Source organism: Mediterraneibacter faecis (assembly GCF_055383675.1).
In genome coordinates, this window is sequence record NZ_AP043803.1 from 3080432 (window position 1) to 3095005 (window position 14574).

Below are 14574 nucleotides of genomic sequence, written 5' to 3' on the forward strand. Positions count from 1 at the left end.
TCTATTTTCTAAATAATATAACAATCCTACTATTAAAAAAGTTAGGATTCTTTTGTTTTTATTTATATTTTTCTAAAAAGGCGCATGGATTCATCAAATCCATACGCCTAATTTACATATTGTTATTATTCTTTCCGAATCCTTTCAACAATGCTTTCCCGACTCATCTTTTCAAACTGATACTTTGGTATCACATACGCAATCCCAACCAAAATCGGAATCATAAGCACACATGGCACTATCGTAAGATGCAGCCGGAAGAAAAATGCCGTACCAAGCGTATTTATTAAAATCTGCTTTGCTCCAACCACAACTAACAATACTGCAATCATAAATGCGCCTCCCAAATATAGGAATCCCTCAGCCACTAGCATTTTCGATATCTGTTTTTTCGTCATTCCAACAACTTCCAAAAGTGCCAGTTCCTTTTTCCTGCTGATTACAGAGGTTGCTGTTGTATTAAAGAAATTCATAATACCGATAAATGCTAAAATAACGACAAGAAAACCACCAATCATATAATATTTGCTGACAAACTGCTGAAAACTCTCCTCCATATCCAATACAGAAAAAACATTGATCATATCATTTTCTTTCAAAATATTTTCATCAATGTATTCTTTTATCTGCTTGTCCTCGCCCTTCTTTGCATCGATGGCAGCATACATGGCTGATTCATTTCCCGTCTGGGTAATATACTCATCTTCTGGAACTAATACCGTAATATAGATAAGGTCTGCATACGGATAATCCAATGCATATGGCATCAGTGCTTCTCCAATGACTTCGTAATCTTTTTGGTTCCCATTTTTGTACTCCATCTGAAAAACATCCCCAGTCTGATAATAAGAAACCGGATGCTCTGCATATTTATCACCATAATCTACAAGCACATAATTTCCGCTTTTAAATGTATCCCAAGAGCATTTTTCCCCTCTCCATTCTAATTTGTCAAACACCGACTCGCTGATTCCGAGAAAATGAACACTTACTGTATTGGAAGCCTTTGCATCTTCCCAAACCTGTTCTTCATAATCAGTCCAGTTTTTTTCATATTTATCTGCGAATGCTTCCCATGTTTTCAGAAGTTCCGGCTCCATCTTGTGGGTTTCTTCAGAATAATACACATATCCTGTCTTAGCACTATCAGGACATTCGTCCAAAATCTCTTTGATTTCAGGTGTAATACCGTTGAAATTCGTATTTGACAAACTTCCCGTCATCTGATCCAGTTGAAAATCGGAAGCTAAAAATACTTTTCGGTAAGAATCAAAATCATATCCCTGCACCAACATCACGATACAGTTGACAACCACCATAGAAAGAGCGATAGAAAGCATAACAATCAATCCCTTTTTCCAATTTCGTAACACATTTTGAACTGCCATCCCCCACCAGGTTACAGAAGTATTCTTTTTTATTTTCCTATGTGACTGCTCTCCTTCTGCCAAACGCAGAGCTTCCACAGGAGATACCCTTTCCACCATTTTACAAGCCTGCAAACTAGAGAGATACACCGTCAAAAGCGTTAAAAGTATCGCTGCAAGGAAAATCAAAGGATTCGCTGATACTACTGTCTGAGCCGTTTTTCCTGTCTGTGCACTAATTGCAGCATCTGCATTCAAGGACGGAGCCATGCAAAGACCTGCAAGATAACCACAAAGCAATCCGATTGGAATACCAATAGCTGATAATCTCCACGCCTGCATACGTACAATTTTCTTCAACTGCTTTCCCGTTGTCCCCACGTTCTTCAATAATCCGTAGGCTCTAATATCCGTTTTCACGGATATATTAAAAATATTATAAATAATTAAGTAACCAGCCAATATCACAAACAATACCATTACAATAAGGGAAGTGAATGAAAATGAATCCTCTTCAAAGAGATTATATGCCGGATTGACTTCCATTCCTGACCCAGCTCTCGTAAATCCCGCTGCTTTAGATATCTTTTCCGTTTTCTTTTCCAGATTCCAAAGGTTCTTGTACCAGACAGAATACTCTTTCCCTCCATTGTAGATGCCATTTTCTAATTCTTCCTGCGTAACGGGATAACGATTCTCCTTTGCATAGGCTTTGGATACCCAGACCATCTGACCTAAAACAGCTTTATCCCCCTGCCAGAATCCACATATCCGAAACGTATCTGTCTTATATTGTTTCAGCATTGGATTTACTTCCCAGGTCAGCGTTACTTCTTCCCCAATCTTTGGTGTAACACCCAGAGATTCCAATATCGTGCTGCTAAGTGCTACTTCATTTTCTTTCTCCGGCAGTCTTCCTGTAGTTGGCAGACAATTATAACTTTCTGCCATATTTTCATCTGCATATCGGACCTCTACGGAAAAACCAAACCGTTCGTCCATTCCAGCTCCCAGAAAAATACCGGAACCATATCGTTCCACATCTTCATCCTGTTCTATTGTTTTTTGCAATCTCTCCGCATCTTCTTCTGACAAATTCTGCGCAATAGCATGGGATGAATCCATAAATTGCTTAATTTCCGTTGCTCTTTTGGAAAGTATCATGGATACACTCCCCACAAAGAGGCTTGTAAATAACAGTGATGTCAACATGATTGCAATAACAGCAATAATATTTCTTGCTCGGTTCATTTTCATAAAACGTTTCGTCAATAATCGTAACGTTTCTTTATTCTCTACTTTTACCATATAATCGCCCTCACTATACCAAACCACTGTCTGAAACAATTTTTCCGTCTTCTATCTGTAAAATCCTGTCAGCCATCTGGGCAATCTCCTCATTGTGAGTAATCATTACAATCGTTTGATGAAAACGCTTACTGGTGACTTTTAAAAGTCCCAATACATCCTGACTCGTTTTTGAGTCCAGATTGCCTGTCGGTTCATCTGCCAGCAAAATAGCAGGTTTTGCCGCTAATGCTCTTGCGATTGCCACCCTTTGCTGCTGCCCCCCTGACAGTGCACTTGGAAGATTTTCCAGTTTTGTCCGAATGCCCAGTGTATCTATGATTTCATTTACATAACCTTTTTCTACCTTTTTTCCATCCAGTTTTACAGGAAGAACAATATTTTCCCATACATTCAGCATCGGAACCAGATTATACTGTTGAAATACAAATCCAATATTTCTACGCCTAAAAATAGTAAGCTCTTCATCTGTCATATGGCTTAAATTCTGTCCGTCAACAATGACCTGACCGGATGTTGGATTATCCAAACCACCAATGATATGAAGCAATGTAGACTTTCCACTTCCAGAAGTTCCAACAATCGCTACAAACTCCCCCTTTTCCACTTCTAAATTTACACCATCAAGGGCTTTGACTTCTGTTTCTCCCTGCCCATATATTTTTCGTAAATTTACTGCTTTTAATATATTCATGCCATCCTCCCATCAAAAAAGCCTGTATTGATCTTTACAATACAGACTTTATCATGACAATGTCTCCATCTGGTTTCTGAAATGTCACAGTTTTGATACTATTCCTTCTTTGCTATTGGAAGAAACACAGAAAATGTAGAACCTTTTCCTCTCTTTGATGTCACTTTTATATACCCCTTTTGTGCCTGAATGATCTCTCTTGCAAGGAATAAGCCAATTCCTACTCCTGGCTGGTCTGCCACTGACAGACTCCGATAAAACCTTCCAAATATCTTTGGTATTTCTTCTTTTTCTATTCCAATGCCATCATCAATGATATCGATCTTTACAAAAAAAGAATACTGCTCGACTTTTATCTGAACATTTCCCCCACATGATGTATACTTAATCGCATTGTCTACAATATTTCCGAGTGCCTCCACGGTCCATTTTGCATCACACATAGCATGTAAATCCGTATCAAATAGACTCAGGGAAATATCCTTCTCCATTGCTTTTACATTAAACTGCTGCTGTACGGATGCAAACATCTGTGCAATAGCAGTATCCTCCGGATGTACTGCTATAATTCCGCTTTCCATTCGTGATAATTTGACCAGTGATTGTATCAGAAAATCCAATTTCTCCGTCTGCTCCAAAATGGTAGCTATCTCCTCTTGATTTTCATTACTCACTTCAGAGAGTATTTCTCCATAGACTTTCAGATTTGAAATGGGAGTCAGTGTCTGATGCGCAATATCTGAAATAAGTTTTTGTATCACTTCTTTCTGTTCCTGTTGATTTTTTTTTGCCAGAAAACTACTGTCTATATATTGTTTCATGCTGTTTTCAAGAGCAGAATACTTTTCTTCTGATATTTCTGTCCGTTCCAGTTCTCCATCTATTGCACAATCCAGCATTCGCTGCAGCCGGTTCAAAAGCTTTTTTTCTTTCTGATAAAAAAAGCTGTACCAAAAAACTCCGCTCAGGACAAATATAACTACAATCAACATATTTGTTTCTATCATCCATTCACCGCCCATGTATAACCAATTCCATAAACCGTTTTGACATATTCAGGCTTCTGCGTATCATCTTCTAATTTGTCTCTGAGGCGTTTGACTGCAACAGTCAGAGCATGAGCATCCACAAACTCTGTATCTCCTTGCCATACCTCGTCAATCAGGTATTCTCGCTTCACTACTTTTCCTCTGTTTTCGCACAGCACTTTCAAGAGTTTTTGTTCTGTCTTACTCAGTTCAATAAGTTCTCCATTTTTGAAAAATTCCATTTTATCGAAATAGAACTCGAATCCATCAAACTCCATAGAATTCTTAACTACTGCATCTTTATTTCTAAGCTGCACAGACACTCTTGCACGCAAAACCATCAAACTAAACGGTTTCGTAATATAATCATTTGCCCCAGCGTCCAATCCTGTTACGATATCTACTTCCATGTTATTTACTGTAAGCAGGATAATCGGCACCTGACTGTTTTTCCTTATTTCTCTTACAAAATCAATCCCATTCCCATCCGGCAAGTTCACATCTAATAAAACCAATGTGATATCTTCCTTTTTCAAGATGTCTCTAGCCTCCTGCAAAGTCTGGCACTGATAAAAGAAATAGGAATCATTCTTCAATGCGAGACGTATTCCATCATTTAATTTTTTGTCATCTTCAACAATCAGTAACTTTTCACTCATATTTTCTCTGCTTTCTTTCAAATTACGCTAATTGTATCATTGCCAGTTTTATAAATCAAATCATTAAATCAAAATCTCTAGCAGAAATTATCTTATAAACAGCAAGAGGCTGTTGCTAAAATACTGTTTAGATTTATCATACATACAAAATGGAAGTTATCTATTTCTCCTCTTCGTTAAAACCTAGTTCATTACATATTACTTGCTATCCCTGATACCTTATTCTTTCTACCAGCGTTTCCTTTTTCAGATTACTGCTTAAAACGCAGGAAAGTACAATCTGCAACAGACCGACCAAAAAAATCATAATAAAAATTGGTACGATTGGAACATGATAGATATTCATTCCAAATATTCCATTATGTTTTGCATAGGAAAAAAGTGCATAGCCGAGCGGCAGACCAATGATCAAAGCTACGCATATGGTGCCAACCGTAAAAATCAGTCCCTGTAACTGCAGACATAAATTTAATTGTTTATTTGTCATACCCACAGCCTGTAATACACCATATTCCTGCTTTTTTGTCGTAATATTCATGATCATGGTGTTTGCCATATTCATAAAACCGATGAGCCCCACAACCGCCATAAACAGATAACAGCCGAGCTTCATCATGCGGGCTGCGAATTCTGCAGATTGTAACTGTGCATGATAGGTATCCATTTTTATATGCGAAGTATTAGAAATCAAAGTATTCAGACTCTGTTCCACAGATGCCACATCTTTTTTATCACAGTCCACCCACAGATATCCATAGGCTGTTCCCCTCGGATTCATGGAACGGTATACACCTTCCGGAATGACAAGATAAGTGTCCGCACTTACAAAAGATCCTGCAATCTTTCCCTGATAGGTATAGGTTCCACTTCCATTCTCAAAGTCAAATGCAATGGATTCACCCGGAGCATATCCATCTTGTTCCATCCACATCGACCAGCCAAAGAAAATTTCACCATTCTTTACCGCCTGATCATAGTCCATAGAGCCAATATCCCCGTCCTGGCGCATAAAATCAAAATCATTTTTACTCACAATAGCAGCCGGAAATCTTGTTCCGTTCAGATTTACAGAGACAAGCTCTCTCGTCATGACATCTGTCACGCCCGGAATGCTTTTGATTTCTTCAATCAGCGAATCATTCAATGGATTATCCCTCAGAATCGTATCCAGATTATTCTCCGGATATCTTTCATCGTACTCAGCAGAATAGTCAAGCTGCAGTTCAAATTGTCCATGAATAACGGAAAGACGTGCTTCATGCTCCGTATCAATATTTCCTACATAATTAGAGATAATCACAAACAATGCGCAGGAAAGCCCCAGTGTGAGGATGGTACCAATGGTTCTTTTTGGATTACCCGTTATATTTGCCATTGCCATAGAAAACACGGTGACATTTTTTCTGCCATTTCGTTTTTCTTTTTTGTGTGTTTCTGCATTTTCTAAATACCGTGTTGCTTCGATAGGTGAAATCCGTGAAACAATTTTCATTGGTTTGCGCAGTGCCAAAGCAACGGTAAGAAATGATACGAAAATACATAGAAGTATAACAGGCAGGGAAAACAGTGGCACCTGCTGATTTGGGACTCCCATAGAACCCGTTCCGGTTGATACAAGGTTTCCCTGTTCTACCAGCCAGTTAAAACCGCATTTTGCAATCAGAAAACCAAGAAGCAATCCAACCGGTATTGAAAAAATTGTCAAAAAAATGCCCTCTCTGAAGATCAGTTGTTTCATCTGCTTTTTTGTTGCTCCCAGAGCCTTGATTTTTCCATACTCCTGTATCTTGTTGACAATACCGACCTGAAAAATATTATAAATGACCACAACAGAGAAAAGTACAATTGCAAGAATCAGAATTCCACATACCGCAATCGTTTCATAACTCGGCTGCAAGACCCATTGCAAATAGAGATCATTGACTATAACGTTTTTTTCTTCGATTCCACAAGATGCTGCAATCTGCTTTATAACCGGTTCAATATTATTCATAGATACATTTGCAGAATCATTTAAAGTAAAATATATATTATACTGTTTGTCATTCTCTGCGACGTGCTCATCATAAAACTCCTGTGACCCGAAAGCAACATAAGATGCCTCGATGGTATATTCATCCCGATCATATAGGATTCCGCTGACAACAAACTCTTCCGGCTTATATTCTGACCGCATCCCTGCACGGTAATCCAGTGTAACCGTATCTCCGACCGTTACATCATCATATCCCATTGCACGAAAAAAAGCTCTTCCGGCGGCAATTTCCTGCATTTTTTCCGGATACTTTCCTTCCTTTAACTCATATTCTTTATTATAAGGAAGCATTTTTCTTGCAGTCTCATCCATGCAGACAAACCCGCCTTTTTCATTGCCTTTTATGATGCCTTCTGTACACATAATTCCTATTGCATCTATTTCTGCACGGCGGCTTACTTCCTTTAACTGCGAGGCATCTGCTGCGACAAACAGACCATAATTGCTTCCATATGAGCCTGCCGCCTGACTTTTCTGCAAACGTATCATTCCATTTCCCACAGTACTGATAATCACAAGCAGCATCGTAGTCAGACATATGGACATCATAATCAGTATACTTCTTGTCTTGTTCTTTTTGTCATTGCTATATGCAATCCTGCTTATTGTCTTCATCTGAAATCCACCACCTGTCCGTCCTCAATCACCAGAATACGGTCAGCGACCTGTGCAATTTCGTCATCATGGGTAATCATTACAATTGTCTGTCCATATTTTTTTGCTGTCATCTTAAGCAGGGCGATCACCTCATCACTGGTCTTAGAATCAAGATTGCCTGTCGGCTCATCTGCAAATATAATTTCCGGACGATTCACCAGTGCTCTTGCAATTGCTACTCTCTGCTGCTGTCCTCCGGATAACTGATTTGGCAAATTGTAAATCCTCTTTTCAATCCCCAGAGTTGCAATAATATCATTTACATACGCTTCATCCACTTTTCTTCCATCCAGCCCCAGTGGCAGTACAATATTTTCCCAGACATTAACAGATGAAACCAGATTAAATGCCTGAAAAATAAATCCGATTTTTCTTCTGCGGAAAACAGCAAGGGCATCTTCCTTCATCCTGTATAAATCTTTCCCTGCTAAAGTAACACTGCCTTTTGTCGGGGTGTCTAGCCCTCCAAGCATATGAAGTAATGTACTTTTACCGGAACCTGACTTTCCAACAATTGCGACAAATTCTCCCTGCTCAATCTGAATGTCCACCTGATTGACCGCTTTGACCTGATTCTCACCTGCGCCATAAAACTTACAAAGCTGCTTGGTTTCTAATATCACACTCATGTGTTGCCTCCTTTTCAATTCTGTAAAGCGTACCTTTTCAGCACGCTTTCTTTGCCTGTTTATATATTTGGTCATTTTTCAACCTACATCCAAATTGTATCAGGACAATCTTTCATTTCACTTTCAAAAAACGAGCAGAAATCTTACAATTCTGTAAGATTTCTGCTCACTTAAAATTTAACCAACATATGGTAATTGAATCACAAACGTGCTTCCTTTTTTCTTTTTGCCGGAGGTTACCGTAATCGTACCTGCGTGTTTTTCGATAATTTCTCTCGATAGAAAAAGTCCGATTCCTGTACCACTCTTTTCCATGACCTCCTTGGAACTTCCTCTGTAAAATCGTTGAAAAATTTTGTGATACTCATTCTGCGGAATACCAATTCCCTGATCCTCAATTTCCATTCTTACAAGATCGTTTCTTTTTTGTAACCGGATAAATATTTTTGAACCACACGGACTGTACTTGACCGCATTATCCAGAACGTTGATCACAGCTTCACCAAGCCACCTTTTATCCTGCATAATCGTGCATGTTTCCAGCTCTTTTTCATAGTCAAAAACGAATTCAATTTCTTTCTCATCCGCTTTAGGATAAGTGCGGTTCACAGCAGATATGACAGTATCCATAAGCGGAAGTTTTTTCTTATTAATCTGAATCAGTCCAGTTTCCATCTTGGATATTTCAAGAAGCGACTGCAATAATGTCTCCAGTCCATCCAGAGCACTCCGACAACGGATACGAAACTCCTCCTGTTCTGTGGCACTTAAGTCATTCTGCATCAGCACACTAAAACATGTATCCAAAGCTGCAACCGGTGTCTTTAACTGGTGAGAAATATCAGAAACCATTTCTTTCGTGTTCTCCTTTTCTGCCCTTGCTTCTTCCTTTATCAACTGAATATGATGTCCGATTGCTTCAAGCTGGTCATTCAATTTTTCCAGTTCTGCATGATTTTCCGTTTTCAGTAAATCATCAAATTTATTTTCACGGAATCTGATCAGAATTTCTTCCAACTGGTCTAAAATTTTCTGATGACACGCATCTTCTTTTTTCTTCCAATAAAGTAAAAAAGTCAAAAGAAGCACGCATATCACAGTGCTTACAGCACCGGTCACCATAACCTGATGCCGGAATTGCATATAAAATGCATTCCCTTTATTTCCCCAGTATCCATATTGCTCCAATAATCGTCTTCCCTGTTCGTTAGTTTCAATATCCTTATCCTTAAGCAGTTCCGAAACAGCATCCAGCCCGGAAAATTCTTCCTTTGCAGCAATCTCTGTCATAAGATTCATTTTATATTTATAATCTTCATAAAACACATACGTGGTAAAGCAATTTAATATTGCAAACAATAATATGACAGGTAATACCAAGGAGAGCACTACTGTAATCTTCTTGCGATATCTCTTTGTCACTGCCTTACCTCCTGATTCCATATATACCCAAGGCCTCTGATATTCTTTATATAGACCGGTGCAGCCGGATTGTCTTCGATTTTCTCACGGAGTCTTCTGATATTGACAGCGATTGTATTTTCATCCACAAAATCCCCTTCCAGATCAAACACATTTTCCAATATTTGTGTTTTTGAAAGAATCTGTTTCGGATTCTGCAGAAAAAAAGTCAGCATTTTCAACTCCGTTTTTGTCAGACTGATTTCACGACTCTTTATCAGGACTTTCATTTCTCCTGCGATAAATACGATATCTCCCGAAATCATCTTTCCGGCTTCCGTTTTCTCCTGTCTGCGGCGGAAATGTGCTTCTATTTTCAAAAGAAGTACCGAAAGACTAAACGGCTTTGTAATATAATCATCTGCCCCTGCTTCATATCCCATGACCTGATCCATCTCCTGATCTAGTGCTGTAAGACAAATAATGTATGTATTATAATTGCATCTCATCCACCTTACAAATTCCAGTCCATTCCCATCCGGAAGATTCACATCACAAATGGTAACATCCACATTATTATCACTTGCAATTCTTTTCGCTTTTTTCACTGATTCTGCTGAAAAAACCTCATATCCGGATTTTTTCAGTGAGAATGTAATTCCACGATTTAAATTTTCATCATCTTCAACCACGAGTATACCTGGCATAGCATCTGCACCTCTCTTTGTTAACTATTCATCTTAAAATGCTTCAATGCCTCCACAATTGCACTCTCTTTATCTCATCATATGTAGCCTTAGTCTCTGCAGATGTTATATCCACATCATCAAGTTCAATCGTGACATTAATATAATCATCTGGTTTTTTGTTGGGACAAAAGAACTACCGTCTCCACATGCACACTCTGTGGGAACTGATCCACACCTCTACACATCCTGATCTCATATCCATTCGCACACAGATACTTCAGATCTCTCGCCAATGTCGCACTGTCACAGCTTACATACACGACCTTCTCCGGCTGCATCTTCACAATCGTCTCCAGCAGTGTCTCGTCACAGCCCTTTCTCGGTGGATCCACAACGATCACGTCTGCATGAGCTGTCTCGCCATTATGCTCTCGCTCATATTCTGCATAATATTCCGGCAAAACTTCTTCTGCCTTCCCGACGAAAAATTCTGCGTTATCAATCGCATTAATCTTTGCATTTTCTTTGGCATCATTGATTGCCTGCGGCACAATCTCAACTCCGTAAACCTGTTTTGCCTTCTGGGCAAGGAAGAGGGAAATCGTTCCGATTCCGCAGTACAGATCCCACACGGTTTCATCACCTTTGAGGTCTGCATACTCAAGTGCAAGTCCGTATAGTTTCTCTGTTTGTACCGGATTTACCTGATAGAATGATAATGGGGAAATCTGATATTTTACATTTCCGATATAATCTGTAATATATCCCTGCCCCCAGAGAATTTCATAAGAATTTCCCATAATTACATTATCTCTTCGTGTATTCGGACTGATCGTGATACTTGTCATGCCCTCAATCTGAATAAGCTTTTCAATCAGACGCTCTGCTTTCGGAAGTTTCTTTCCGTTGACCACAAGACAGACCATAATTTCTTTTGTCTTGAAGCCATAGCGGATCAATGCATGCCGGATCAGACCTTTTCCAGTCTTCTCGTCATACGATTTGATCTTGTTTTCACGCATATATTGTAAAATAATCTCGAGAATCTCTTTGTTCTGCTCTACGCCAAGAGCGCAATCTGTGTTTGCAATGATATCATGTGTTCTTCCGGCATAGAATCCCGTGATCGGATTGCCTTCTTTGTCCGTTCCGAACGGGAACTGTGCTTTATTACGATAACCAAACGGATGCTCCATTCCAACAACCGGCTGCATCACTGTATCGATCTGGTCTTTTGTGAACCCACCGATTCGTTCCAGATTGCCACGAATCTTCTGGTCTTTAAACACAAGCTGACGATCATAAGACATTTCCTGGATCTGGCAGCCTCCGCATCTTCTGGCAAATGCACACTTTGGTTCTACGCGATATTCTGACGGTGTGATGACTTTCATCAATCTGGCATAGCCATAATTCTTCTTTGCCTTCATGACTTTCGCTTCAATCACATCACCGATCACTGCGTCTTTGATAAAGAGCGTGTAGCCATCCACATGGCCAATTCCTTCCCCGCTCACTCCGATATCTGTTATTTCAACTGTTACAATATCATTCTTGTTCATTCTTTTCTCTCTTCTATTTTACTCTTAATTATACAAATAGCCACTGCTCACATAGATTCTGCAAACAGTGACACTTGTTGTTCCTATTGTTATATTTAATCCTCAGATGCTCTTCTTAAATTAGACTCAAACAGACGATTATATCCAAGCCATTCTGTTCCTGTTTTTCCTTTAAACAGTTCTGTCAATGTCTGAAGCTTTGCATCTGTTGAATCTGCCATATTCAGTGCCACTGCCTCTGCCAGTGCCGGTTTCTTTGGAGAACCATATTCCAGTTCACCGTGATGTGCCACGATACAATGCTTGAGTTCATGAGCAAGCTTCACCGGAAAGTCCGGGATAGAACGAATCGCATCATCAATCATCTCGACACCGATCACGATATGTCCGATCAGCTGTCCCTCATCTGTATAATCATTGTCCGGAAAATCAGAAAGTTCTTTCACTTTTCCAATATCATGGAGAATTGCAGAGCTAAGGAGCAGATCTCTATTCAAAATAGAGTAGTTTGTTGCAAAATAATCACACATACGAGTTACACTGAGTGTATGCTCAAGCAATCCTCCGGAAAATCCGTGATGTACTGTCTTCGCTGCGGAATGTGCCTTGAATTTTTTGATAAATGCTTCATCTTTTATATAGTAGAATTCCAACACCTGTCTTAAATATTTGTTAGAAATCTGACGAATATAAGCTGTCAGTTCCTCGTACATTCCGTCTACACTCTTATCTGTTGTCGGCATATAATCTGCCGGATTGTATTCTCCCTCTTCCGCCTTTCTGATCTGACGGATGTTCAACTGAAGATTTCCGTTATAATTAATCACATCTCCAAAAACTTCGATAAAGTCCTTCTCATCATAATCTGCGATTCCCTGGGAGTTCGGATCCCATACTTTTCCATCCAATGTTCCTGTCTTATCCTGAAGGATCAGATTATCATACGGCTTTCCATTTCTTGTCTCTGCGGAACGTTTTCCTTTACAAAGATATACATTCCTAATTGTTTCTCCCTCGCATAATCCATCTATAAATCTCATTTTCTGCCTCTTTCACTTGTTATTCTTTACTTTCAATCGTAACATCAAATTTAATATCTACATATCCTTCAGATCCTCGGCGTTTCCCTTCTACTTTGATCTGATCTCCTACTTTCAGTGTCAACATCAGTTTACGGTAAGCACTCATGCTTACAATTTTCTCTCCATTCACAGAACAGATCACATCTCCACTCTGTATGCCCGCTGCCATTGCAGGTGAATCTGCTGCCACGTCAATCACATAGACTCCTGACGGCATGCCCTCTTCTTTCTGAATTCCACTTGTCACTGCTGTTCCTGACACACCGATATAAGGTACACTTGCACCGTTCGCTAACAGCTGGATAACCAACTTCAGATCTGAGATCGCATAAGCATTCGCAGTACGTATTCCACGTTCTTTCCAGATATCAGAAGAAATCATTCCGATCACTTCTCCATCCAGATTGAATAAAATACCTGTTCCTTCGGATGCACTGCTCATATCGGTCGCAATCACACTATACTCTCCATCGCGTCCGATTTCTTTATAGTTTGACGAACTGACAATTCCGTAACCGCTTCCTCCGGCATAACCGAAAATATTTCCCAGTGCGAATATAACATCACCCTGTTCTGTCAGATTCGAATTACCAAGTGATGCTACACTTGAAGCACTCCATGTGGCATCTGAAAGGCTTTTTTTATCTACCGCAAATATTGCAAATCCACTATTTTTATCCTTTTTTTTCAGGCTTGCCTTATATTCTGATTTATCTGAAAATGTAACGCACCACTCTTTTGCATCTTCGCAGATCGAAGCATAGGACAAAATCAGTATCTCCGGTCCGTTATCCGCAACGATCACACCAGATACGCTCTCATCAATTCCGGTCGCTTCTGCATTCCAGTTCTCCTGTTCTGCTCCTTTCGTAACAGATACCACACTCTTCTTCGCTGTCAGTGCTTTCTCATATGCTTTGGACATCATCTGTACATAACTGATCTCCTGCTGATTCTGCGCGTCATTCTGCTCTGTTGTGTCGTCACCTTCTGCTAAATCTTCCTCTGATTGATTGTCCTCCTGGATTGTCACAACTTGTGTCTTTTCAGGAAATAAATGCTGTGCAAGCGGGCGCAATGCAAAGAATCCCAGGCATGCAGAGCCTCCTAAAACCAGTCCGCATATTGCAATCCGGATGAGCTGTTTCATTCCTTGCTGTCTGCTGATCTTCTTTGGTTTTATCGTCTCTTCGAGAAATGCAAAAGATTCCTTTTTCTCTGACTGTTCTAAATTTTTCCCGTCAGGACCCTCTTCCGGAACCTGACCATTACTTTTCTTTTCTGACATTGACATGAACCTCATTCGTGACTGTTCACTTCCGTGTCAACTACAAAATCAACCGACACGGACATTTCCATTACTTAGTATAACTGATTCATATAGATTGTTCAATATCTATAAAAGCCTTTTATTTAATGAAATAATAAGGTACAATAAGACTCGGAAATAGTTATTGTTCACA

At 39.6% G+C, this 14574-nt stretch carries 11 protein-coding genes; all 11 read right to left on the reverse strand.

Annotated elements, in window-relative coordinates; all coding sequences use genetic code 11:
• Positions 1-125: 125 nt before the first annotated feature.
• The 11 genes from ACZ47Z_RS14575 to ACZ47Z_RS14625 all read right to left on the reverse strand — a co-directional run bounded on the left by ACZ47Z_RS14575 (position 126) and on the right by ACZ47Z_RS14625 (position 14399).
• Positions 126-2675 (reverse strand): ABC transporter permease, encoded by a 2550-nt coding sequence (locus ACZ47Z_RS14575; protein WP_464525694.1) that lies wholly within the window; start codon positions 2673-2675, stop codon positions 126-128.
• Positions 2676-2688: 13 nt separating this feature from the next.
• Positions 2689-3369, reverse strand: a complete 681-nt coding sequence (locus tag ACZ47Z_RS14580) for an ABC transporter ATP-binding protein (RefSeq protein WP_464525695.1) — start codon at positions 3367-3369, stop codon at positions 2689-2691.
• A 98-nt stretch (positions 3370-3467) separates the two neighbouring features.
• Positions 3468-4376 (reverse strand): sensor histidine kinase, encoded by a 909-nt coding sequence (locus ACZ47Z_RS14585; RefSeq protein ID WP_464525696.1) that lies wholly within the window; start codon positions 4374-4376, stop codon positions 3468-3470.
• Positions 4373-5056 (reverse strand): response regulator transcription factor, encoded by a 684-nt coding sequence (locus ACZ47Z_RS14590; RefSeq protein ID WP_464525697.1) that lies wholly within the window; start codon positions 5054-5056, stop codon positions 4373-4375. Before ACZ47Z_RS14590 ends, ACZ47Z_RS14585 begins: the two co-directional genes overlap by 4 nt.
• 205 nt (positions 5057-5261) lie before the next feature.
• A complete protein-coding gene (locus ACZ47Z_RS14595; RefSeq protein ID WP_464525698.1) occupies positions 5262-7706 on the reverse strand; it encodes an ABC transporter permease in 2445 nt (814 codons plus the stop codon).
• A complete protein-coding gene (locus ACZ47Z_RS14600) occupies positions 7703-8377 on the reverse strand; it encodes an ABC transporter ATP-binding protein (protein WP_055157098.1) in 675 nt (224 codons plus the stop codon). The genes ACZ47Z_RS14595 and ACZ47Z_RS14600 overlap by 4 nt, the downstream gene beginning before the upstream one ends.
• Before the next feature lie 177 nt (positions 8378-8554).
• Entirely contained in the window at positions 8555-9820 is a 1266-nt protein-coding gene (locus ACZ47Z_RS14605) for a sensor histidine kinase (protein WP_054752797.1), read from the reverse strand.
• On the reverse strand, positions 9796-10485 hold the full coding sequence (locus tag ACZ47Z_RS14610) for a response regulator transcription factor (protein WP_008120506.1): 690 nt from the start codon (positions 10483-10485) through the stop codon (positions 9796-9798). Before ACZ47Z_RS14610 ends, ACZ47Z_RS14605 begins: the two co-directional genes overlap by 25 nt.
• A gap of 146 nt (positions 10486-10631) precedes the next feature.
• Positions 10632-12029, reverse strand: coding sequence for a 23S rRNA (uracil(1939)-C(5))-methyltransferase RlmD (gene rlmD, locus ACZ47Z_RS14615; RefSeq protein ID WP_464525699.1), 1398 nt, complete (start codon positions 12027-12029; stop codon positions 10632-10634).
• Between the two features lie 95 nt (positions 12030-12124).
• Complete coding sequence (locus tag ACZ47Z_RS14620) at positions 12125-13069, reverse strand: 3'-5' exoribonuclease YhaM family protein (protein WP_054752791.1); 945 nt, start codon at positions 13067-13069, stop codon at positions 12125-12127.
• 19 nt (positions 13070-13088) lie between these two features.
• Entirely contained in the window at positions 13089-14399 is a 1311-nt protein-coding gene (locus tag ACZ47Z_RS14625; protein ID WP_054752789.1) for a S1C family serine protease, read from the reverse strand.
• Between the last annotated feature and the right edge of the window lie 175 nt (positions 14400-14574).

Coding starts and splice junctions, on each gene's coding strand:
- ACZ47Z_RS14575 (WP_464525694.1), bottom strand. CDS start 2,675: ATGGTAAAAGTAGAGAATAAAGAAACGTTACGATTATTGACGAAACGT.
- ACZ47Z_RS14580 (WP_464525695.1), bottom strand. CDS start 3,369: ATGAATATATTAAAAGCAGTAAATTTACGAAAAATATATGGGCAGGGA.
- ACZ47Z_RS14585 (WP_464525696.1), bottom strand. CDS start 4,376: ATGATAGAAACAAATATGTTGATTGTAGTTATATTTGTCCTGAGCGGA.
- ACZ47Z_RS14590 (WP_464525697.1), bottom strand. CDS start 5,056: ATGAGTGAAAAGTTACTGATTGTTGAAGATGACAAAAAATTAAATGAT.
- ACZ47Z_RS14595 (WP_464525698.1), bottom strand. CDS start 7,706: ATGAAGACAATAAGCAGGATTGCATATAGCAATGACAAAAAGAACAAG.
- ACZ47Z_RS14600 (WP_055157098.1), bottom strand. CDS start 8,377: ATGAGTGTGATATTAGAAACCAAGCAGCTTTGTAAGTTTTATGGCGCA.
- ACZ47Z_RS14605 (WP_054752797.1), bottom strand. CDS start 9,820: ATGGAATCAGGAGGTAAGGCAGTGACAAAGAGATATCGCAAGAAGATT.
- ACZ47Z_RS14610 (WP_008120506.1), bottom strand. CDS start 10,485: ATGCCAGGTATACTCGTGGTTGAAGATGATGAAAATTTAAATCGTGGA.
- rlmD (WP_464525699.1), bottom strand. CDS start 12,029: ATGAACAAGAATGATATTGTAACAGTTGAAATAACAGATATCGGAGTG.
- ACZ47Z_RS14620 (WP_054752791.1), bottom strand. CDS start 13,069: ATGAGATTTATAGATGGATTATGCGAGGGAGAAACAATTAGGAATGTA.
- ACZ47Z_RS14625 (WP_054752789.1), bottom strand. CDS start 14,399: ATGTCAGAAAAGAAAAGTAATGGTCAGGTTCCGGAAGAGGGTCCTGAC.